Source organism: Pseudomonas bharatica (assembly GCF_048586865.1).
Taxonomy (GTDB): domain Bacteria; phylum Pseudomonadota; class Gammaproteobacteria; order Pseudomonadales; family Pseudomonadaceae; genus Aquipseudomonas; species Aquipseudomonas bharatica.
Genome location: NZ_JBMAWR010000012.1, coordinates 22221 through 45187, shown reverse-complemented (window position 1 = coordinate 45187; position 22967 = coordinate 22221). Strand labels below are relative to the sequence as shown.

Annotated in this window: 17 protein-coding genes; 14 read left to right on the top strand and 3 right to left on the bottom strand. The window is 66.2% G+C overall.

Features of this window, described 5'->3' with window-relative positions; genetic code table 11:
* The first annotated feature begins 43 nt into the window (after positions 1-43).
* The 6 genes from glcC to ACKLLE_RS15150 all read left to right on the top strand — a co-directional run bounded on the left by glcC (position 44) and on the right by ACKLLE_RS15150 (position 7433).
* Positions 44-802, top strand: a complete 759-nt coding sequence (gene glcC, locus ACKLLE_RS15175; protein WP_064303943.1) for a transcriptional regulator GlcC — start codon at positions 44-46, stop codon at positions 800-802.
* Between the two features lie 291 nt (positions 803-1093).
* The gene (locus ACKLLE_RS15170; protein WP_064303958.1) at positions 1094-2590 is read left to right on the top strand and encodes an ABC transporter substrate-binding protein; all 1497 of its coding nucleotides are present in this window, start codon (positions 1094-1096) and stop codon (positions 2588-2590) included.
* 13 nt (positions 2591-2603) lie between these two features.
* Entirely contained in the window at positions 2604-3545 is a 942-nt protein-coding gene (locus ACKLLE_RS15165; protein WP_075805497.1) for an ABC transporter permease, read from the top strand.
* Positions 3542-4417 (top strand): ABC transporter permease, encoded by an 876-nt coding sequence (locus tag ACKLLE_RS15160; protein WP_075805498.1) that lies wholly within the window; start codon positions 3542-3544, stop codon positions 4415-4417. Before ACKLLE_RS15165 ends, ACKLLE_RS15160 begins: the two co-directional genes overlap by 4 nt.
* Positions 4418-4419: 2 nt before the next feature.
* Entirely contained in the window at positions 4420-6048 is a 1629-nt protein-coding gene (locus tag ACKLLE_RS15155; RefSeq protein WP_064303940.1) for an ABC transporter ATP-binding protein, read from the top strand.
* A gap of 116 nt (positions 6049-6164) precedes the next feature.
* Positions 6165-7433 carry an OprD family porin gene (locus ACKLLE_RS15150; protein WP_064303939.1) on the top strand — a complete coding sequence of 423 codons (1269 nt, stop codon included), beginning with the start codon at positions 6165-6167 and terminating at the stop codon, positions 7431-7433.
* 59 nt (positions 7434-7492) lie between these two features.
* Here ACKLLE_RS15150 and ACKLLE_RS15145 read toward each other — a convergent pair whose 3' ends face one another.
* The gene (locus ACKLLE_RS15145) at positions 7493-8368 is read right to left on the bottom strand and encodes a GntR family transcriptional regulator (protein WP_064303938.1); all 876 of its coding nucleotides are present in this window, start codon (positions 8366-8368) and stop codon (positions 7493-7495) included.
* Positions 8369-8540: 172 nt separating this feature from the next.
* On the opposite strand from ACKLLE_RS15145, the gene ACKLLE_RS15140 reads away from it, so the two are divergent.
* From ACKLLE_RS15140 to ACKLLE_RS15115, 6 genes are all read left to right on the top strand, one after another.
* Positions 8541-10040, top strand: coding sequence for a serine hydrolase domain-containing protein (locus ACKLLE_RS15140; protein WP_064303937.1), 1500 nt, complete (start codon positions 8541-8543; stop codon positions 10038-10040).
* Positions 10041-10064: 24 nt separating this feature from the next.
* The gene (gene aptA, locus ACKLLE_RS15135) at positions 10065-11351 is read left to right on the top strand and encodes an omega-aminotransferase AptA (protein ID WP_064303936.1); all 1287 of its coding nucleotides are present in this window, start codon (positions 10065-10067) and stop codon (positions 11349-11351) included.
* Positions 11348-12772: an aldehyde dehydrogenase family protein gene (locus ACKLLE_RS15130; RefSeq protein WP_064303935.1), complete on the top strand. Its 1425-nt coding sequence runs from the start codon at positions 11348-11350 to the stop codon at positions 12770-12772. Before aptA ends, ACKLLE_RS15130 begins: the two co-directional genes overlap by 4 nt.
* Before the next feature lie 216 nt (positions 12773-12988).
* Positions 12989-13390, top strand: coding sequence for a YybH family protein (locus tag ACKLLE_RS15125; protein WP_064303934.1), 402 nt, complete (start codon positions 12989-12991; stop codon positions 13388-13390).
* A gap of 73 nt (positions 13391-13463) precedes the next feature.
* Positions 13464-14963 (top strand): purine-cytosine permease family protein, encoded by a 1500-nt coding sequence (locus ACKLLE_RS15120; RefSeq protein WP_420058401.1) that lies wholly within the window; start codon positions 13464-13466, stop codon positions 14961-14963.
* A 7-nt stretch (positions 14964-14970) separates the two neighbouring features.
* Positions 14971-16401: an aldehyde dehydrogenase family protein gene (locus ACKLLE_RS15115; RefSeq protein ID WP_420058468.1), complete on the top strand. Its 1431-nt coding sequence runs from the start codon at positions 14971-14973 to the stop codon at positions 16399-16401.
* A 125-nt stretch (positions 16402-16526) separates the two neighbouring features.
* On the opposite strand, the gene ACKLLE_RS15110 is transcribed toward ACKLLE_RS15115, so the two are convergent.
* The gene (locus ACKLLE_RS15110) at positions 16527-17918 is read right to left on the bottom strand and encodes an aldehyde dehydrogenase family protein (RefSeq protein WP_420058400.1); all 1392 of its coding nucleotides are present in this window, start codon (positions 17916-17918) and stop codon (positions 16527-16529) included.
* 105 nt (positions 17919-18023) lie between these two features.
* On the opposite strand from ACKLLE_RS15110, the gene ptrR reads away from it, so the two are divergent.
* A complete protein-coding gene (gene ptrR, locus ACKLLE_RS15105; protein ID WP_009407976.1) occupies positions 18024-18905 on the top strand; it encodes a putrescine utilization regulator PtrR in 882 nt (293 codons plus the stop codon).
* A 170-nt stretch (positions 18906-19075) separates the two neighbouring features.
* Positions 19076-19789, top strand: a complete 714-nt coding sequence (locus tag ACKLLE_RS15100; RefSeq protein ID WP_420058399.1) for an alpha/beta fold hydrolase — start codon at positions 19076-19078, stop codon at positions 19787-19789.
* Between the two features lie 7 nt (positions 19790-19796).
* On the opposite strand, the gene ACKLLE_RS15095 is transcribed toward ACKLLE_RS15100, so the two are convergent.
* Positions 19797-22946: a CusA/CzcA family heavy metal efflux RND transporter gene (locus ACKLLE_RS15095; RefSeq protein WP_420058398.1), complete on the bottom strand. Its 3150-nt coding sequence runs from the start codon at positions 22944-22946 to the stop codon at positions 19797-19799.
* Positions 22947-22967: the final 21 nt, after the last annotated feature.

Genomic DNA, 22967 nt, shown 5'->3' with positions numbered 1-22967 from the left:
TCGCAGGATTTGCACTGGTCCTACCAGTTATAGGCATTCTTCAATGACCGATGTCACTCCCGCAAAGAGGCAGGTCGCCGACCAGGTGGCCGAGCGTATCGAGAAGCTGATCGTCGACGGGGTGCTCAAGGTCGGCCAGGCGCTGCCTTCGGAGCGGCGCCTGGTGGACAAGCTGGGCTGTTCGCGCTCGGCCTTGCGCGAGGGGCTGCGCATCCTGCGCGGGCGCGGCATCGTCGAGACCGAACATGGGCGTGGCTCCTATGTCGCCGACCTGAGCCGGGCCGACGACACCACGCCGCTGATGCACCTGTTCGCCTCGCAGCCGCGCACGCTGTTCGACCTGCTGGAGGTGCGGGCGCTGCTGGAAGGGGAGTCGGCGCGGCTGGCGGCGTTGCGCGCTACTGATGTCGACCGCCTGCTGATCAAGCGGCGTTTCGATGAAATGGTCGGTTCCGAGGAGCAGGATGCCCGCGAGCAGGCCCGTCTCGATCACGCCTTCCACCGCGCCATCAGCGAGGCCTCGCACAACCCGGTGCTGGTGCACACGTTGCAGGGGCTCAACGACCTGATGCTCAGCACGGTGTTCGCCTCGGTGAACAACCTCTATTGCCGCCCGGCGCAGAAACGCCAGATCGATCGCCAGCACGCGCGCCTGTACCACGCGGTGATGGAGCAGTTGCCGGAGCAGGCGCAACGGGCGGCGCGGGAGCATCTGGGGAGCATCAGGGACAACCTGCGGGAGATCGAGCAGGAGGAGCAGCGGCTGGTGCGGGCGACGATGCGGCTGGAGGGGTGGCAGTAAGAGCCGGCAATGTATTTTCCATTGTTTTTTAATTCATAAAAAAACATTTACAAAGTCTTTGTACGCTGTGAATATGTCCCGGAGAATTGAAAAAAACAAAATCGCCTGGCCCCTGACCACCCTCGGGCCATAACAACAACGACATGATCAGAACCTTTAGGCCGGGCCTGCCAACGACCGGTCCTTCAGCGAAGGAGAACCTCTCCCGTGCATCGCTTCCGTAATCCTTCCCTTGCTCGCAGCCTGCGAGTGATCGGCCTTGCGGCCCTTGGCACCCTGGCCCAGCAGGCCATGGCCGATACCACCCTGCGCGTCGGCCTGGGGGCCGATATCCGCAGCACCGAACCCGGTGTGAACCGTGACGAAAACACCGATACGGTGATCCTGCATGTGGTCGAGGGCCTGGTGGCCCACCGCGAGGACGCCTCGGTCGGGCCGCTGCTGGCCAGCGCCGTGGACGTCTCCGACGACGGCCTGAGCTACCGCTTCACCCTGCGCGACGGCGTGCATTTCCATAACGGCGCGACCCTGAGTTCGGCCGAAGTGAAGTGGACCTGGGAGCGCTACCTCGATCCGCAGACCCAATGGCGCTGCCTGCCGGAATTCGATGGCCGGGGCGGGGCGAAGATCACCGCGATCACCACGCCGGACCCGCGCACCGTGGTCTTCACCCTCGATCAGCCCAACGCCCTGTTCCTTGCCTCGATGTCGCGCCCCGATTGCGGTGGCGCCGGCATCCTGCACCCGGATTCCCTGGCCGCCGACGGCAGCTGGAAAGCCCCGGTCGGCACCGGTCCGTTCAGCTTCGCCGAATGGAAGCCGGGCCAATACGTGCGCCTGGCGCGCTTCAAGGACTACAGCGCCCGCGCCGAAGCCGGGCCGGACGGTTTCACCGGCAACAAGCAGGCACTGGTCGACAACCTGCGCTTCATGATCATTCCCGATCCGTCCTCGGCCAAGGCCGCGCTGCTGTCGAACAACGTCGACCTGCTGCCGGACGTCACTGCCAGCGACGCCCAGGAGCTCAAGGCCCTGCCGGGGATCCGGGTCTCGGTGAGCCCGATCATGGCCATCTGCGGCCTGCTGTTCCAGACCAACGACCCGCTGCTCAAGGACGTGCGCATCCGCCAGGCCATCGCCCATTCCCTGGACTACGGGCAGATGGTCACGGCGCTGTCCAACGGCCTGTCGCAGCCGAACAACTCGGCGATCCCGCAGACCAGTGCCTTCTACGACGAGGTGGCGAAACAGGGTTACCGCTACGACCCGGATGAAGCCCGGCGCCTGCTCAAGGAAGCCGGCTACAACGGTCAGCCGATCAGGATGATCGTCAACAAGCGCTACCAGCAGATGTTCGACATGGGCGTGCTGAGCCAGGCCATGGCCCAGGCCAGTGGCCTGAATATCCAGATGGAAACCCTGGAATGGGGCACCCAGCTGGAGCGCTACCAGAGCGGCAACTACCAGATGATGTCGTTCTCCTATTCGTCGCGTCTCGACCCGGCGCTGGGCTTCGACTCGCTGATGGGCGACAAAAGCAAGGAACCGCGCAAGGTCTGGGACAACCCGCAGGCCCAGGCACTGCTGCGCGAGGCGATCCGCGAGCGTGACAGCGGCAAGCGCCAGGTGCTGTTCGACCAGATGCACAAAATGATGATCGAGGACACGCCCATGGTGATCATCTACAACGGCACGGTGATCGGCGCGCTGCGCGACAGCACCCGTGGCTACCATTCCTGGCCGGTGGCCAAACCACGGTTGTGGGGCGTCAGCCTCGCGACGCAGTAGGGCGGGCCCGACGATGTTGCGCTTTATCCTGCAAAAACTCGGCATGGCGCTGCCGACCCTGCTGCTGATCTCGCTGATGGTCTTCGCCCTGATCCGCCTGATTCCCGGCGACCCGGCGCTGCTCATGCTCGGTGATATGGCCGACCCGCAGAGCCTGGCCGACATGCGCCGCAACCTGGGTCTGGATCATTCGCTGGTGACCCAGTTCCTGATCTGGTTCAAGGCCGTGCTCAGCGGTGATCTGGGCTTCTCCATCAGCACCCGCGAAGCGGTGCTGCCGCTGATCCTCGAGCGTTTCACGGTCAGTGCCGGCATCGTCCTGGTGGCGGTGCTGCTGGCGACCCTGATCGCGGTGCCGGTGGGGCTGCTGGCGGCGTGGAAACAGAACAGCGCCCTCGACCTGGGCCTGGTCATGAGCGCCACGCTGCTGCTGTCGATCCCCAGTTTCTGGCTCGGCCTGCTGCTGCTCTATGCCTTCGGCATTAAGCTCGGCTGGCTGCCGGTGGTGGGCTACGTCAGCTTCGGCCAGGACCCATGGCAGGCGCTGAGCTACCTGGTGCTGCCGATCGTCACCCTGACCCTGGTGGAAGTCGGCGCCATCACCCGCATGGCCCGGGCCAGCACCATCGAGGTGCTGCGCCTGGAGTACATCGCCCATGCCCGGGCCAAGGGCCTGTCGGAAAGCGCGGTGTTGTGGCGGCATGCCCTGCGCAATGCCTTTGCCCCGACCTGGACCCTGGTCGGGCTGATCCTTGGCAACCTGCTCGGCGGCATCGCGGTGCTGGAGACGGTGTTCACCTTGCCGGGCATCGGCCGGCTGATGGTCGATGCGATCTTCGCCCGCGACTACCCGGTGCTGCAGGGCTGCCTGCTGCTGATCACTTTCGTCTACGTGCTGGTCAACCTGTTCGTCGATCTGCTCTACCCACTGTTCGACCCAAGGGTGAAGTTATGAGTCCGAAACCCTCCTGCGCGCCCCTGGCCGCGCCCGCCGCGGCGCCGCGCAAGGCCCCGCGGGCCTGGCCGCCGGCCAATGCGCTGATCGGTGCCACGCTATTGATGGCGCTGATCCTGCTGGCCCTGCTCGGGCTGCTGTGGACGCCGTTCGATCCGCTGCGCATCGACCTGCTGTCACGCCTCCAGGCACCTTCGGCGGTGCATTGGCTGGGCACCGACGAGTTTGGCCGCGACGTGTTCAGCCGCCTGCTGATCGGCGCCCGCACCAGCCTGTGGATCAGCCTGCTGGCGGTGAGCTGCGCGGTGTGCGCCGGGACCGTGATCGGCATGCTCGCCGGCTACCTGCGTGGCTGGACCGACCGCCTGCTGATGATGTTCAACGATGCCTTGCTGGCGTTTCCCGGGATCCTCATGGCCCTGGGCATCATGGCGATCATCGGTGCCAGCCAGTACGGCATCGTCCTGGCCCTTGGCATTGCCTACACGCCGTCGGTGGTGCGGGTGGTGCGCGGCAGCGTGCTGTCGCTGCGCGAGCTGGAGTTCATCGAGGCCTCGCGGGTGATCGGCAACTCCGAGCTGTACACCATGTTCCGCCATATCGCTCCCAACTGCCTGGCCCCGCTGTGCGTGCTGGCCACCAGCATGTTCGGCTGGGCGCTGCTCTCGGAAAGCGCCCTGAGCTTCCTCGGCCTGGGCGTGCCGCCACCGGCGGCGACCTGGGGCAACATGCTCGCCAGCAGCCGTCCGTACATCGCTTCGGCCAGCTGGCTGGGGATCTTCCCGGGGCTGTTCATCTGCCTGGCACTGCTTGCCATCAACCTGTTCGGCGATGCCCTGCGCGATCGTCTCGACCCGCGCATGAGGAAATGATCATGTCTTCGGCAAATTCCCTGTTGCGGGTCCGCGACCTGCAGATCCGCGTCGGCGAGCACGGCCCGCTGGCGGTGGACGGCCTGAGTTTCGACGTGGCCCCGGGCGAGATCGTCGCCCTGGTCGGCGAGTCCGGCAGCGGCAAGACCATGGCCGCCCGCGCCGCCATCGGCCTGTTGCCGATGCCCATGCAGGTCTGCGGCGGGCAACTGGATTTCCAGGGTCGCGACCTCAACCGTCTCGACGCCCCGGCCATGCGTGCCATTCGTGGCGCGCAGATCGGCATGGTGTTCCAGGAGCCAATGGTTTCGCTGAACCCGGCCCTGACCATCGGCCGGCAGATGGCCGAGGCCCTGCGCCTGCACACCGACCTCGACGAAGCGCGGATCCACGAGCGTTGCCTGGTGATGTTGCAGCGTATCGGCATCCGCGACGCCGAGCGCTGCCTCAAGGCCTACCCGCACCAGTTCTCCGGTGGCATGCGCCAGCGCATCATGCTCGCCTCGGTGATGCTGCTGCGGCCGAAACTGCTGATCGCCGACGAACCGACCACCGCCCTGGATTGCCTGGCGCAACTGGACGTGATCGAGCTGATGCTGGAACTGACCCGGGAGCAGGGCACGGCGATCCTGTTCATCAGCCACGACCTGTCGCTGGTGGCGCGCTATGCGCACAAGGTGGTGGTGATGCGCCAGGGCCAGGCGGTGGAGCAGGGCGCCATCGGCGATATCCTCCTGGCACCGAAGGCCGAGTACACCCGACAACTACTCGAAGCGCTGCCGCGCCGCGGCGAACTGCCCGCGCTGCCGGCCAGCGAGGGGCCGCTGGTGGAGGTCGACCAGGTCTGCATCGAACATCCCGGGCCGAGCAATTTCTGGGGCAAGCGCGCGTTCAAGCGCGTGGTGCACTCCGCCAGCCTGAGCATCGCGCCGGGAGAAACCCTTGCCCTGGTGGGCGGCAGCGGGTCGGGCAAGACCACCCTCGGTCGCTCCCTGGTCGGTCTGGTCAAACCTTGCGCCGGGGCGATCCGCTTCAAGGGCGTGGATATCCTCAAGGCCGCCAACCGTATCCATCGCCTGCAGTGCCAGATGATCTTCCAGGACCCGTTCTCCTCGCTGAACCCGCGGATGAAGATCGGCGACATCCTGATCGAACCGCTGCGCCACGAACCAGGCCTCAGCGCCAGTGCGCGGCGCGAGCGGGTGGCGCAGACCATGCTCGATATCGGCCTGCCGGAAGCCTTCGCCGAGCGCTTCCCGCACCAGCTTTCCGGCGGCCAGCGCCAGCGCGTGGCGATTGGCCGGGCGCTGGTGCGGCACCCGCAGCTGGTGATCGCCGACGAGCCGATCTCGGCTCTGGACATGACCATCCAGAAGCAGATCCTCGAGCTCTTCGAGCGCCTCCAGGCGCGCTACGGCTTCGCCTGCCTGTTCATCTCCCACGACCTCTCGGCGGTGGAACGCATCGCCCATCGGGTGGCGGTGATGCACCAGGGCGAGGTGGTCGAGGTGGGTACGCGGGAGCAGGTCTTCGATGCCCCGCGCCATCCGTATACCCGGCAGTTGCTGGCCGCAGCCAGCCCCCTGGAGAAGCTCGACGACGGCAGTTACCGAATACGCCGCGCCAGCTGACCTGAACCCCTGATCCAACCCCAGCGCGCCGCCTTCGCAGCGGCGTGGAGGGGCAAGTCATGTCCGAAAAACAACAACAACAGCCTTCCTACAACGACTGCCAGGAGCCAGAACCCATGAAACACCCGAACCTCAACCTGTTGCTCACCGGTGTCGGCCTGCTTTCCGTGCAGGCCCATGCCGACTTCATCAAGGACAGCAAGGCCTCGCTGGAACTGAAGAACTACTACTTCAACCGCGACTACCGCGAAGACGCCGGCCAGTCCAAGCGTGAAGAATGGGCCCAGGGCTTTACCCTCAACCTCCAATCGGGCTTTACCGAAGGCATCGTCGGCTTTGGCGTGGATGCGGTGGGCATGCTCGGCCTCAAGCTCGACTCCAGCCCGGAGCGTTCCGGTTCCGGCCTGCTGGCCCGGGACAACGAAGCCGAGCCGGGCAAGCCGAGCTACGTCAAGCGGGCCCAGGACGAGTATTCCAAGCTCGGCGTGACCGGCAAGGTGCGCTTCGCCCAGAGCGAGTTGCGCAGCGGTCACCTGCTGCCGGACCTGCCGACCCTGCAGCCGAACACCAGCCGGATCTTCCCGCAGACCTTCCGCGGCACCCAGCTCAAGTCCGGCGACATTCCCGGCCTGGCCCTGATCGGCGGGCAGATCGACCAGGTGCGCCAGCGCGAGTCCACCGACTACGAGGACATGGGCCTGACCAGCCAGAGCGGCGCCTACCGCAGCTCGGCGAAAAGCGACCGTTTCCGCTTCGTCGGTGGTGACTACAAGCTGACCCCGAGCCTGCTGCTGAGCTACCACTTCGCCCAACTGGAGGACATCTACCAGCAGCACTACCTGGGCCTCAAGCACAGCGTTGCCCTGGGCGGCGGCACCCTGAAAAGCGATCTGCGCTACTTCGACGCCGACAAGGCCGGCGCCGGCCTGGCCGGCAAGGTCGACAACCGCGCGCTGAGTACCCGCCTGGCCTGGAGCTACAAGGGCCACACCTTCGGCGGCGGCTATCAGGAGCAGTTCGGCGACACCCCGTTCACCTACGTGGATGGCACCAACACCTTCCTGTTCTCCGAGTACCAACTGAGCAACTTCTCGCAGACCCGGGAACGTACCTGGCATGCGCGCTATGACTACGACTTCGCCGCCCTCGGCATTCCCGGCCTGAGCTTTTCGACCCGCTGGGCCAAGGGCGACCAGGCGCAGGTCAAGGGCTTCGAGGGCGAGGCGCGGGAATGGGAGCGGGACATCGACCTCGGCTACGTGTTCCAGGGCGGGCCGCTGAAGGGCCTGTCGCTGCGCTGGCGCAATGCCCTGACCCAGGCCAACTACCTGCGTGACATGAACGAAAACCGGGTGATCCTCGGTTACACCGTGGCGATCTGGTGATGGCCGGGGTGGCGCATGTTCCTGGCCGGCGTTGCCGGCGACCGGAGCAACACCGGTGCTCAGCCCTTGCTCCGCGCCACCCCCATCTTGCTCGCCACTTCCAGGTGGCGATGCAGCAAGGTCGAGGCCCATTCGTTGTCGCCCTGTTCCAGCGCATCGAGGATCGCCAGGTGCTCGCGGCACGAGGCCTTGACCCGCTCGACGTTGTTCACCGAATGGAACTCGGTGAGCCGGCGCAGGCGGTTCTGCTGCTGCACCGCCTGGAGGATGTAGGCGTTGCCCGAGGCTGCCGCGAGCAGTTCATGGAACTGCGCGTTGCTCTCGAAGAAACGCTTGCTGTCGGCCACGCCTTCGAGCAGGTCCAGTTGCTGCCGCCGGCAGCGCTGCATCTGCTCCGGGTTGAGGCGGAAGGTCGGCTCCAGCAACCCCGCCGGCTCCAGCAGCATGCGGAAACGGTAGCTCTCGAAGCGCGTCTGGCGATCGCTCAGGGTCGGCGCGAACTGCCAGCCATGGCCGTGCTTGCGCTGCATCACGCCTTCATCGGAGAGGCGCAGCAGGCAACGGCGCAACACGCTCTTGCCGGCGCCGTAGCGGCGCAGCAGGTCACTTTCGGAAATCTGGTCGGGCAGCGCCTGGTTCAGGCGGTCGTCGATCAGCCGCGCGTACAGCGCGTCCTCTTCGTTGTGCAACTCGCTGACCTCGGCCTGCCCCGCCCGCGGCTCCAGCGGCACGCGAAAACCCTGCTGCGGCAGCGGTTCGATCAGTTGCTGTTCGGCCAGGTAGGCCAGCGCACCCCGTACCGGCGAGCGCGATACACCAAGGCGCTCGGCCAGCTCGACTTCCTTCAGGTGGCTGCCGGGAGCGAGGTCGCCGGTATCGATGGCCGAGAGGATCTGCCCGGCAACCTTGGTCTGCAGCGAGGTGAGTTGAGCCATGAGGCGAAGTCGTTCCTGTGACTGGGGGAGGGAAGCATACCGAAGGCCAGGGCCCGGTGTTCGACAGGCAACACCCGTACAAGCGTTACCGCAGCGTATTTACGCATCTTTGTTTTATTTTGCATATAAAAACATCGGTGGTCTGCCACCGATTCGTTCGAGGAATCCGTTGATGAGTTACATCCCCCTCCCGCGCGCCTTGCCCCAGGACAAGGGCGTCGATCCCCAGGCCATCGTCGATTTCCTCGCGACGGTGCAGGCCGCCGGACTGGAGCTGCACAGCTTCCTGCTGTACCGCGATGGCGCGCTGGTCAGCGAGGCGTACTGGCGCCCCTATGCGGCGCGGCGGCCCCATGTGCAGCACTCGGCGACCAAGAGCTGGACCGCCACCGGGATCGGCCTGCTGATCGACGACGGGCGCCTGGCCCTGACCGACAAGGTGGTGGATTTCTTCCCGCAACTCTGTCCGGCACACGTCAGTGCCAACCTCGCCGCGATGACCGTCGAAGACCTGCTGACCATGCGCACCGGGCACCGTCGCGGTATTTCCGGCGGCGACTGGCGCAACCTGTCGAGCAGCTGGATCAAGGCCTTTCTCGACGAGCCGGTGGACGACGTGCCAGGGCAGTCGTTCATCTACAGCAGCGCCTCCAGCTACATGCTCTCGGCGATCGTCAGCCAGGTCAGCGGCCAGACCCTGCACCAGTTGCTCGAAGACCGCGTGCTGCGCCACCTGGGCCTGGACCCGATCAGCTGGGACCTGGCGCCCGAAGGCTGCAACAGTGGTGGTAACGGCCTGAGCTGCACGGCCGAGGACTCCCTGAAGTTCGGCGTGCTGCACCTGCAGCAGGGCCAGTGGAACGGCGCGCAATTGCTCTCGCCGCAGTGGGTCGCGGCGGCCACGCGCAACCAGGTCGAAGACGTATGGATGGGCGAGTTCGACGGCAAACAATACCTGCCCCGGGACAGCGCCAACAGCGCCGGCAACCGCCGCGAAGGCTACGGCTACCAGTGGTGGATGACCCGCCACGGCGGTTACTACGCCTCCGGGGTGTTCGGCCAGCAGTGCATCGTGCTGCCGGAACAGAACAGTGTGATCGTCTTCACCAGTGGCCTGCGCCTGGGCGAAAAGCGCCTGCACGCGGCGCTCTGGGAGCACCTGGTTCCCGGCCTCGGCCGCTGCAACCCGGCCCCGGAGGCGGCCCAGGCGCAACTCGATGCGCTGATCGACGGCTTGCGCCTGCCTGCGCTTGAAGGCGCCAGCGATTCCCCGGCTCGTGCCGAACTGGCCGGACGCTACCGGATGGAGCCGAACGAGGACCACGTCAGCGAAATTGCCCTGGCCTTCGACGCCGAAGGCTGTGACTTCACCCTGGTCGATCACCGCGGCACCCACCACATCCGTGTCGGTCTGCACCAGCCCGTGGAGTCGCAGACCAGCATCACCGGCAACTACCTGCACCACCAGTACCAGCCCGAGCAGACCCCGGTGGTCGCCCACGGACGCTGGGATGAGGCGGGGGGCCTGCACATGCTCTGGCGCTTCGTCGAAACCGCCTTTACCGACCATGTCGACTGCCGCCTGGACAACGGCGCGCTGCTCTTCGAGCGCGGCGTGAATACCAATGCCGGCGCACTGCAGCGCCCGACCCTGCGCGGCCAGCGCCTCTGAATGCTTGAAGCAAGGAACCTTGTGATGACTCAGTCTCTGCACACCGGCCTGTGGGCCCCCTTCACCCCGATGCGCGATTTCGCCCGCCAGCCGATGCTGTTCGAGCGCGCTGAAGGCATGCATTACTTCACCCCCGAAGGCCGCCCGGTGCTCGATGCCATGGCCGGCCTCTGGTGCGTCAACGCCGGCCACGGCCAGCCGCGCATCGTCGAGGCGATCCGCGAAGCGGCGGGGCGCCTGGACTTCGTCTCGTCGTTCAAGATGAGCCACCCGGATGCCCTGCGCATGGCCGATGCCCTGGTTGCCATCGCCCCGGCCGGACTGGACAAGGTGTTCTTCACCAACTCCGGTTCGGAAGCCGTGGACACCGCCCTGAAAATTGCCCGGGCCTACCACCAGGCCCGGGGCGACTGCCGGCGTACCAAGCTGATCGGTCGCGCCAAGGGCTATCACGGCATGGGCTTCGGCGGCCTGTCGGTGTCCGGGATCGGTCGGCAGAAGCGCGATTTCGGCCCGCTGCTGGGCGATGTCGCGCACCTGCCGCTGCCCTATGACGCCAGCCTGCGCTTCAGTGCCGGGCAGCCGGAGCAGGGCGGGCATTACGCCGAGGCGCTGCTGCAAGTGCTGGAGGTGCACGACCCGGCGACGGTTGCGGCGGTAATCGTCGAGCCGGTGACCGGGTCCGGCGGGGTCTACGCGCCGCCCGTGGGCTATCTGCAACGCCTGCGCGAGATCTGCGACCAGCACGGCATCCTGCTGATCTTCGACGAGGTGATCACCGGTTTCGGCCGCCTTGGCGAGTCGTTCGCCGCCCAGGCGCTGGGCGTCACCCCGGACCTGATGACCAGCGCCAAGGGCCTGACCAACGGCGCCGTGCCCATGGGCGGCGTGCTGGTCAGTGCGGCGGTGTACGAAGCCTTCATGCAGGGCCCCGAATCGGCCATCGAGTTGATGCACGGCTACACCTACTCGGCGCATCCGCTGGCCTGCGCGGCGGGGCTGGCCACCCTGGCGGTGCATGAAGAGCTGGGGCTCAATGCCCATGTGCGGGCAGTGGCGCCGGTCTGGCAAGGTGCGGCCCTGGCCCTGCGCGACCAGCCGCTGGTAAAGGATGTGCGGGCCATCGGCCTGCTCTGTGCGGTGGAACTGTCCGGCCATGCCGCCGAGGTGGCACGCCACTGCTTCGAGGCGGGCGTGCTGGTGCGGGCGTCCGGCGACAATATCGTGCTGTCGCCGCCGCTGGTGGTTTCGACGGAGCAGATTGAGCTGATCTTCGCCACCCTGCGCCAGGCCCTGGAGCGCGTGGCATGAATCCGCTCGACTTCTATATCGACGGACGCTGGGAAACCCCGGTGGATCGGCCGACCCTGGACGTGATCGATCCCCATGACGAGCGCTCTTTCAGCCGTATCAGCCTGGGCAACCGCGACGATCTCGACCGCGCCGTGGCGGCGGCGCAGCGGGCCTTTGCCGGATTCTCGCAATGGAGCCGGGAGCAGCGCCTGGCGTTGCTGGCGGCGATCATCGAGGGCTATCGCGCACGCAGCGAGGAACTGGCGCAACTGGTGCATCAGGAAATGGGCGCGCCGCTGTCGCTGGCACGCAGTGCCCATGTCCCCGCCGGGCTCGGGCATCTGCAACGGGCCCATGATGTGTTGCGCGACTACGCCTTCGACCGCGCCCATGGCAGCACCCTGGTCTGTCGCGAAGCCATCGGCGTCTGCGGCCTGATCACCCCGTGGAACTGGCCGCTCAACCAGCTCACCTGCAAGGTCGCGCCGGCCCTGGCGGCCGGTTGCACGCTGGTGCTCAAGCCCAGTGAGCGGGCGCCGCTGTCGGCCATGCTGCTGGCGGATATCCTCCATGAGGCCGGAGTGCCGGCGGGGGTGTTCAACCTGGTCAATGGCGATGGCCTGACCATCGGCGACGGCATTGCCCGGCATCCGGGGATCGACATGGTGTCCTTCACCGGCTCGACCCAGGCCGGTATCGCCGTGGCCAAGGCGGCGGCAGACACGGTCAAGCGGGTTTCCCAGGAACTGGGCGGCAAGTCGGCCAACCTTATTCTTGCCGATGCAGAGTTTGCGGCAGCGGTGCGCCATGGTGTCAGTGCGTGTATGCGCAACAGTGGGCAATCCTGCAACGCGCCGACCCGGATGTTGGTGCCCCGGGCCTTGCAGGAGCAGGCGATCGCCATTGCCCGGGACGTGGCGCAGGCGGTCTGTTTCGACGACAGCGTGGCGGCCAGTGCCATGGGGCCGTTGGCCAACGCCGCGCAGTTCCTGCGGGTGCAGGGGTTGATTGGCGCGGCGCTGGAGCAGGGCGGGCGCCTGGTCTGTGGCGGGGTGGGGCGACCGGAAGGCATCGAGCGCGGCTTTTTCGTGCGGCCGACGGTGTTTGCCGACATTACGCCCGGGATGCCGATTGCCCGTGAGGAAGTGTTCGGTCCGGTGCTGGTGATCATGCCGTATGACAGCGAGGATGAAGCGCTGGCGATGGCCAACGACAGTCCCTACGGGCTGTCCGGCTATGTCACGGCCGGCAGCCTGGAGCGGGCCCGGGCCGTGGCCCGGCGCCTGCGCACCGGGATGGTCCACCTCAATGGCAGCAAGGCCGACAACGGCGCGCCGTTTGGCGGCTACAAGCAGTCGGGCAATGGCCGGGAGTGGGGTGTACATGGGCTGGAGGAGTATCTGGAGGTGAAGTCGGTATTCGGGTATTGCCCTGAATAAGTAGCTGATTGTTCCGGCCTCATCGCTGGCAAGCCCCCACAGTGATCGTGTACACCGCCGAATCCTGTGGGGCTTGTCGGACCGCCGTACCGCAGCGATGAGGCCGGGATGGTTTAGAAAATCCTGAACTGATTATTTGCCCCCAGCGATTCTTCCGGCACTGGCGCCTCGCCAGAATCCCTCACGACAACTACAAAAACCGTGAGTGCCACACTCGTGAACCCTATACCTACGCGTGAATCCCAGGTTCTGCAGGCCGCCGCCACCCTGGTCGAGGCCTTTGCCAGCAACCATACCGAACGCTACTTCGCCTGCTTTAGCGAAGACGCGACCTTCCTCTTTCACACCCTCCCGCAACCGCTGATGTCGCGCCGGGCCTATGAACAGCTGTGGGCCCAATGGCAGGCCGAAGGCTTTGCCGTGCTCGGCTGCCAGTCGAGCAATGGCCAGGTCAGCCTGCAGGGCGATGTGGCGATCTTCATGCATGAAGTGGCGACCCACCTGCGGGTCGGCGGCGAGGAACTCCAGTTGCAGGAACGGGAAACCATCGTCTTCCGCCTGCACGGCGAGCACTGGCTGGCCTGTCATGAGCACCTGTCGGCACTGAGCGATAGCTGAGCCCCTTTTTGACGGCCTTGCCGTCACTGCCAACGCACTCAACAACAATCACGACAGGCGCTGGAGCCCCACCATGAGCCATTCCTCCGGGATCGAAACCAACGGGGTCGAACAGATCCCCGACAACCAACGCGATGCCTCGCCACTGGACCTGTTCCGCCTGATCTTCGGCGGCGCCAATACCTTCGCCACCGCCGTACTGGGCAGTTTCCCGGTACTGTTCGGCCTGTCGTTCCAGGCCGGGGTCTGGGCGATCCTGCTGGGCGTCGGCGTCGGCGCGCTGATCCTTTCGCCCATGGGCCTGTTCGGCGCCCTCAACGGCACCAACAACGCGGTGTCGTCCGGGGCGCACTTCGGCGTGCACGGGCGTATCGTCGGCTCTTTCCTGTCGCTGCTGACCGCAGTGGCGTTCTTCTCGCTGTCGGTGTGGAGCTCCGGTGACGCCCTGGTGGGCGGCGCCAAGCGCCTGGCCGGCCTGCCGGAAACCGACCTGACCCTGGGCCTGGCCTACGGCCTGTTCGCGGTGCTGGTGCTGATCGTCTGCATCCACGGCTTCCGCTTCATGCTCTGGGTCAACAAGATCGCCGTGTGGGCCTCCAGCCTGCTGTTCCTGCTGGGCATCTTCGCCTTCGCCGGGCCCTTCGATGCGGGCTTTGCAGGGAGCGTCAACCTCGGTCAGCCGGGCTTCTGGGCAGCCTTCATCGGCTCGGCGCTACTGGCCATGAGCAACCCGGTGTCGTTCGGCGCCTTCCTCGGCGACTGGTCGCGCTATATCCCGCGGGAAACCCCCAAGGCGCGGATCATGCTGGCGGTGATCGCCTCGCAGATCGGCACCCTGATCCCGTTCTTCTTCGGCCTGTGCACCGCGACCCTGGTGGCCAGCCAGGCGCCGCAGTACATTGAGGCCAACAACTATGTCGGCGGCCTGCTGGCGGTCGCACCGACCTGGTTCTTCCTGCCGGTGTGCCTGATCGCAGTGATCGGCGGCATGTCCACCGGCACCACGGCGCTGTATGGCACCGGCCTGGACATGTCCAGCGTGTTCCCGCGCCTGCTCAGCCGCGCCGGGGCGACCCTGCTGATCGGCGTCGCTGCCATCGCCTTCATCTTCATTGGCCGCTTCACCTTCAACCTGGTGCAGAGCGTGTCCACCTTCGCCGTGCTGATCATCACCTGCACCAGCCCGTGGATGGTGATCATGATCCTCGGCCTGATCACCCGTCGCGGCTTCTACCACGCCGATGACCTGCAGGTGTTCACCCGTGGCGAGCGCGGCGGCCATTACTGGTTCCACCATGGCTGGAACTGGCGCGGCATGGGCGCCTGGATCCCCAGCGCGATCATCGGCCTGTGCTTCGTCAACCTGCCCGGGCAGTTCGTTGGCAGCCTGGGCGAGCTGGCAGGCGGCATCGATATCAGCCTGCCGATCACCCTGGGCCTGGCCGCCGTGCTGTACCTGGCCCTGATCAATATCTTCCCCGAGCCCGCCGCGGTATATGGCCCCAAGGGCCCGCGCTGGGTATTTCGCAAACCAGCGGCGCAAAGGTCGCTGACCACTGCCGAAACGGCCTGAACCGGAGCTGCACATGACTCATTACATCGATGGCCGCTGGGTGGATGGCGCCAGCGCCGACTGCATCAAGGTATTCGACCCGTCACTGGGCGAGCCTTTTGCCGAACTGCTGGCGGCCACGGCCGCCCAGGTGGACGAGGCGGTGGCCGCCGCGCGCAAGGCGCTGCCGGCCTGGAAAGGCCTCGACGTGGCCACCCGCGCCGGCTACCTGCGCGGTTTTGCCGAGCACCTTGGCCTGCGCCGCGAGGAACTGATCGCCCTGCAGATGCGCAACAACGGCAAACCGCGCCATGAAGCCGAAGTGGACCTGGACGACGCGGTCGCCACCTTCACCTACTACGCCGACCTGATCGAGCAGCAGGCCCGCAAGGATTTCAACGTGGCCCTCGCCGCGCCGGGCTTCAGCGCCCGCACCCGGCTGGAGCCGGTGGGCGTGGTCGGCCTGATCGTGCCGTGGAACTTCCCGCTGGTGACCAGCGCCTGGAAACTCGCTCCGGCCCTGGCCGCCGGTTGTACCGTGGTACTCAAGCCGTCCGAGGTCACGCCGCTGATCGAGCAGAGCTACGGGCAGATCGCCGAGCAACTGGGCCTGCCGGCGGGCGTGCTGAACATCGTGGTCGGCAAGGCCGAGACGGGCATCGCCCTGAGCAACCACAACGGTCTGGACAAGCTGTCCTTCACCGGCAGCAACACCGTCGGCAGCCAGGTCATGCGCAGTGCCTCGGCGCAGTGCCGGCCGGTGACCCTGGAACTGGGTGGCAAGTCGGCCATCGTGGTGTTCGACGACTGCGACCTGGACCAGGCGGTGGACTGGATCGTCGCCGGGATCTGCTGGAATGCCGGGCAGATGTGCTCGGCCACTTCGCGCTTGCTGATCCAGGAAGGTATCGCCGACGCGCTGCTGGCGCGCTTGAAGGTGGCGCTGGAAAAGCTGCGGGTCGGCAATCCGCTGACCGAGGACGTGGATATGGGCCCGCTGACCAGCCAGGGGCAGTGGCTGAAGGTCGCGGCCTACTTCGCCGTGGCGAAGGAAGAGGGCCTGGACTGCCTGACCGGCGGCGAGCCGCTGGACCGTGCCGGCTGGTTCGTCAGCCCGACCCTGTATGCCGACGTCCCGGCGCACAGCCGCCTGTGGAACGAGGAAATCTTCGGGCCGGTGCTGTGCAGCCAGCGTTTCCGTAGCGAGGAAGAAGCGATCGCCCTGGCCAATGACAGCCGTTTCGGGCTGGTAGCGACGGTGGTCAGCGCTGATCTTGAGCGTGCCGAGCGGGTCGCCGATGCCCTGGAAGTGGGGCATGTGTGGATCAACTCGATCCAGGCGGTGTTCGTCGAAACGTCATGGGGCGGCACCAAGGGCAGCGGCATCGGCCGTGAGCTGGGGCCTTGGGGGTTGTCGGCGTATCAGTCGGTCAAGCATGTGACCCGTTGCCTGGGGTAATTTGCAACGCAGACCCTGTGGGAGCGGGTTCACCCGCGATTACGGTGGTGAATTCACCGACGTAATCGCGGGTGAACTCGCTCCCACATTCAGAGCTGTATCGCTCTTGCAGCCCCATTCACATCTCAGTTCCGATCCAGCCACACCGTCTGCGCATTGCAGAATTCACGCACACCGAAGTGCGACAGCTCGCGCCCGAAACCACTCTTCTTCACGCCACCGAAGGTCACCCGCGGATCGCTGGCGCAGTAGCCGTTGATGAAGATACCGCCGGTTTCCAGCTCTTCCACCAGTTGCTCGGCCAGTTCCACATTGGCGGTGTAGATAGTCGAGGCCAGGCCGAATTCGCTGTCGTTCGCCAGTTGCAGGGCATGCCGCGCATCCCGGGCGGTGATGATCGAGGCCACGGGGCCGAACAGTTCCTGCTTGAACGAGGTCATCTGGTCGGTGACATCGGCCAGCACGGTCGGCTGGTAGTAGTTGCCTTCGCCCTCGACCTTGCCACCGCCCAGCAGCAGGGTCGCGCCTTCGGCCAATGTAGCCTGGACCTGGCCGTCGAGTTCGTCGCGCAGGTCGAAGCGTGCCATCGGGCCGATGTAGGTCTCGGCATTGCGCGGGTCGCCCATCACCAGCTCGCGGGTCAGTGCGACGAACTTCTCGGTAAAGGCCTGGACCACGCCTTCCTCGACGATCAGGCGCTTGGCGGCGGCGCAGACCTGGCCGGTGTTCTGGTAACGGCCGATCACCGCGGCCTTCACCGCTTCATCCAGGTTGGCATCGTTGAGCACGATGAACGGGTCGGAACCGCCCAACTCCAGCACGCATTTCTTCAGCGCGGCACCGGCCTGGGCACCGATGGCGGTACCGGCGCGCACGCTGCCGGTCAGGGTCACGGCGGCGATGTGCGGGTCGGCGATAGCCCTGGACACGCCATCCGGGGTGACGTTGATCACTTCGAACACGCCCTCGGGGAAGCCGGCACGCTTGAACGCATCCAGCAGCAGGTAGGCGCTGCCCATCACGTTCGGCGCGTGCTTGAGCACGTAGGTGTTGCCGGCCAGCAGGGCCGGAACGGCGCCGCGCAGCACCTGCCAGATCGGGAAGTTCCACGGCATCACCGCCAGCAACGGGCCGAGCGGACGGTATTCGATACGGGCCTTGCCCACCGGAACCGGGGCCGGCTCCGGCGCCAGCATGGCCGGGCCTGCTTCGGCGTACCAGTCGCAGAGCTGGGCGCATTTCTCGATCTCGCCGCGGGCCTGGGCGATCGGCTTGCCCATTTCGTCGGTGATCATCAGCGCCATGGCGTCGGCGTTGTCGCGCAGGGCAACGGCCAGGGCGCGCAACTGGCCCACGCGGCCGTCGATCGGCGTCCGGCGCCACACCGCGTAGCCGGCGGCGGCACGGGCCAGCGCGGCGTCGAGCACGGCATCGCTTTCATAGGGGTAATGGCCGATCCGTTCGCCGGTGGCGGGGTTGATCGACAGGGCATGGGTCTGGTGGCTGATCACGGTCATCTCGGCGTCCTGATGGAAGGCGTACGAACCGAAGCCTACTGCGTTGTATTTTTCCTTTAAACTGAATAATACTGAGCGAAACATTCACGCAGAGAGAATGATTGTATGGATCTGGTCCAGCTTGAGATGTTCAAGGCCGTGGCAGAGCAGGGCAGCATCAGTGCGGCGGCCCAACATATTCATCGGGTGCCGTCGAACCTGACCACGCGGATCCGCCAACTGGAAGAAGAACTGGGCGTCGACCTGTTCATTCGCGAGAAAAGCCGCCTGCGCCTGTCGCCGGCCGGCTGGACCTTCCTCGACTATGCCCGGCGCATTCTCGACCTGGTCGGCGAAGCGCGGCAGACCGTGGCCGGTGACGAACCCCAGGGCCCGTTCGCCCTCGGTTCCCTGGAAAGCACGGCGGCGGTGCGCATTCCGGCGTTGCTGGCGGCCTATAACCAGAGCTATGCCAAGGTCGAACTGGACCTCAGCACCGGGCCTTCCGGAGCGATGATCGACGGTGTGCTGGCCGGGCGCCTCAGCGCCGCCTTCGTCGATGGGCCGGTGCTGCACCCGGCGCTGGAAGGCGTGCCGGTGTTCATCGAGGAAATGGTGCTGATCGCGCCGCTCAACCATGGGGCCATCACCCGTGCCGCTGAGGTGAACGGCTCGACCATCTATGCGTTCCGCGCCAACTGTTCGTACCGCCATCACTTCGAAAGCTGGTTCGCCCAGGACGGCGCGGTACCCGGGAAAATCCTGGAAATGGAGTCCTACCACGGCATGCTTGCCTGCGTCAGTGCCGGGGCCGGGTTGGCGCTGATGCCGCGCAGCATGCTCGACAGCATGCCCGGCTGCAGCACCGTGAGCGTCTGGCCGTTGTCGGAGCGGTTCCGCTATCTGCGCACCTGGCTGGTGTGGAGGAAGGGGATGATGTCGCGGTGCTTGAGCACCTTTGTCGAGTTGCTCAGGGAGAGGGGGGATGTGCTGGATATCGAAGCCTAAAAGCGGCGCGGGCTCTGTGGGAGCGGGTTCACCCGCGATTGCGGTCGTGAATCCAACACCGCAATCGCGGGTGAATCCGCTCCCACAGAGGCCGCGTCCAAGCCGACATTTTCTGATACATCCTGTATAAACTGTGCGCCTATCCCGCGCGTCACCCTGGAGTCCTTCCGTTGTCCCGCAACAACCTCCCGCTCGTCCTGCTTCCCGGCCTGCTCAACGATCACCGTCTCTGGACCCACGCCCAGGCCACCTTCGAATCCGACCGCGAGATCCTGATTCCGGACCTCAGCCAGCACGAGTCCATCGTCGCCATGGCCGATCACGTGCTGGAGCAGGCGCCACCGCGGTTCGCCCTGGCCGCGCTGTCCATGGGTGGTTATGTCGCCTTCGAAATCCTGCGCCGTGCGCCGGAGCGGGTCGCGCGCCTGGCCCTGCTCGATACCACGGCCCGTCCCGACGAGCCGGAACGAGCACGGGTCCGTCGTGGCCTGCTGGAACTGGCCGGGCTGGGCAAGTTCAAGGGGGTGACCCCGCAACTGCTGCCGCGCCTGATGCATAGCCGCGCCCTCGACAGCCAGGTGCCGCAGGTGGTGATGGACATGGCCGATGCCATCGGCCGCGAGGGCTTCATCCGCCAGCAGCGGGCGATCATCGAACGTGCCGATTACCAACCGCTGCTGGCTGCGATCAAGGTGCCGACCCTGGTGCTGTTCGGCGCCCAGGACGAAATCACGCCGCTGGCCGAGGCCCGGGTGATCCAGGCCGGCATCCCCGGCGCCCATCTCGAAGTGATCGAGGCCTGTGGTCACCTGCCGCCGCTGGAGCACCCGGAGCGCACCAGCGAGTTGCTCGGTCAGTGGCTGGACGGCCGCTTCGACGCCTGACGGCGTGTTACTGCCCCGGCAGTTCCTCGTCGCGCCGATACGCCCACTGATACAGCGCTGGCAAGACCAGCAGGGTCAGCGCCGTCGACGACAGGATCCCGCCGATCACCACGGTCGCCAGCGGCCGCTGGACCTCTGCGCCGGTGCCGGTGGCCAGGGCCATTGGAATGAAGCCGAGGGACGCCACCAGCGCCGTCATCAGCACCGGCCGCAGGCGGGTCAGGGCGCCTTCGGTCACGGCGCTGCTCAATGAAGCTCCTTCCTCGCGCAGGTTGCGGATGAAGGAAATCATCACCAGGCCGTTGAGCACCGCCACCCCCGACAGGGCGATAAAACCCACGCCCGCCGAGATCGACAGCGGAATATCCCGCAGCCACAGGGCCAGCACGCCGCCGGTAAGGGCGAAGGGGATCCCGGTGAACACCAGCAAGCCATCCTTGAGGTTGTTGAACATCAGGAACAGCAGGGTCAGGACCAGCAGCAAGGCCACCGGCACCACCACCTGCAAGCGCTTGGCCGCCGATTGCAACTGCTCGAACTGGCCGCCCCAGGTGGTCCAGTACCCCGCCGGGATCTGCACGTCCCGCACCAGCGTGTCGCTGGCCTCCTCGACGAACGAGCCCAGGTCGCGTCCGCGCACGTTGGCACTGACCACCACCAGACGCTTGCCGTTTTCCCGGCTGATCTGGTTCGGGCCCGGTTGCAGGTCGAGGCTGGCGACCTGGGACAGTGGGATGAAGCCGATCCGCTCGGCACCCAGGGCGGCATTGGCCGGCACCGGGATCAGCAGGTCGGCAAGCCCGGCGACATCGGTGCGCAGGGTTTCGGACAGGCGCACCACCAGGTCGAAGCGGCGGTCGCCTTCGTACAGGGTGCCGGCCTGGCGCCCGCCGACGGCGATCGCCACGGCATCCTGCACTTCGCCGATGTTCAGGCCATGGCGCGCTGCTTTCTCGCGGTCGATATTGATGGTCAGCACCGGCAGGCCGGTGGTCTGTTCCACCTTCACCTCCGAGGCACCCGGCACACCCTGCAAGGCCGTGGCGATCTTCGCCGCCGTGCGGTTGAGGGTGTCCATGTCGTCGCCGAAGACCTTCACCGCGACATCGCTGCGCACTCCGGATATCAGCTCGTTGAAGCGCAACTGGATCGGCTGCGACAGCTCATAGTTGCTGCCTGGCACGCTGGCGGCAGCCTGCTGCACGGCGGCGATGATGGCCTCGCGCGATCTGCCCGGATCCGGCCATTGCGCCTTGGGCTTGAGCATGATGTAGGCGTCGGAAATGTTCGGCGGCATCGGGTCGGCGGCGATTTCCGCCGTGCCGGTGCGGGCGAACACCCGCTGCACCTCCGGCACCTGCTGCAGCAGGGCCTTTTCCAGGCGCTGCTGCATCTCCACCGACTGGCTCAGGCTGGTGCCCGGTACGCGCAGTGCCTGCAGGGCCAGGTCACCCTCGCTGAGGCTGGGGATGAACTCGCTGCCCATGCGGCTGGCCAGGGCGCCGGTCAGCACCACCACGCCCACCGCCGAGGCAAAGGCCAGGTTGCGATGCTTCAGCACCCATCCCAGCACCGGGGCGTAGCCCAGCCGCGCCTTGCGCATGACCAGGCCTTCCTCTTCCTTGACCTCGCCGGTGACGAACATGGCGATCGCCGCCGGGACGAAGGTCACCGACAGCAGCATGGCGCCGAGTAGGGCAATCACCACGGTAAAGGCCATGGGGTGGAACATTTTGCCTTCGACCCCGGTCAGGGCGAAGATCGGCAGGTACACGACCATGATGATCAACTGGCCGAAGACCAGCGGCCGGCGCGCCTCGCGGGCGGCGGCGAAGACTTCATGGAAGCGCTCGGCGCGGGTCAGGATGCGCCCGTGCCTGTGCTGGGCGTGGGCCAGGCGGCGGATGGCGTTCTCGACGATGACCACCGCGCCGTCGACGATGATGCCGAAGTCCAGGGCGCCGAGGCTCATCAGGTTGGCGCTGACCTTGTTGTGGAACATGCCGGTGAAGGTGAACAGCATCGACAGCGGGATGACCATCGCGGTAATCAGCGCCGCGCGGATGTTGCCGAGGAACAGGAAGAGGATGGCGATTACCAGGATCGCGCCTTCGACCAGGTTCTTCTTCACCGTGGCGATGGCCTTTTCCACCAGGTGGGTGCGGTCGTAGACGGTTATCGCGACCACGCCCTCGGGCAGCGTGCGGTTGATCTCGGCCAGCCTGGCGGCCACGGCCTGGGACACCGTGCGGCTGTTTTCGCCGATCAGCATGAACACCGTGCCCAGCACCACTTCGCGGCCGTTCTCGGTGGCGGCGCCGGAGCGCAGTTCCTTGCCGATGCTGACTTCGGCCACGCTGCTGACCCGGATCGGCGTGCCGTCCACGCTGGAGATCACGATGTTGGCGATATCCTCCAGGCTGCCCACCTGGCCCGGCGCGCGGATCAGCAACTGCTCGCCGTTGCGCTCGATATAGCCGGCACCGACGTTGCCGTTGTTGCGTTCCAGGGCCGTGACCAGGTCGCCGAGGGTCAGCCGGTAGGCGGCCAGGCGCCGGGGATCGGGGGCGACCAGGTATTGCCGGGCGAAGCCGCCGATGGTGTTGATCTCGGCCACGCCGGGCACGTTGCGCAACTGCGGCTTGATGATCCAGTCCTGGATCACCCGCAGGTCGGTGGGTGTGTAGGGCGTGCCGTCTTCCTTGCGCGCGCCGTCCTCGGCTTCCACGGTCCACAGGAAGATCTCGCCGAGGCCGGTGGAGACCGGGCCCATCAGCGCTTCCACGCCTTCGGGCAGTTGCTCCCTGGCGACCTGCAAGCGTTCGTTGACCTGCTGGCGGGCGAAGAAGATGTCGGTGCCATCAGCGAAGATCACCGTGACCTGGGACAGCCCCGAGCGCGACAGCGAGCGCGTTTGCTTGAGCCCGGGCAGGCCGGCCATGGCGGTTTCCACCGCGAAGGTGATGCGCTGCTCGGTTTCCAGGGGCGAGTAGCCCGGGGCCGCGGTGTTGATCTGCACCTGGACGTTGGTGATATCCGGCACCGCGTCGATGGGCAGCTTCTGGTAGCTGTAGATCCCCAGGCCGGCCATCAGCAGCACGGCGATCATCACCACGATGCGCTGCTCGATGGCAAAGCGAATCAGACGTTCAAACATGGAGGGTCATCCTGTACGGGC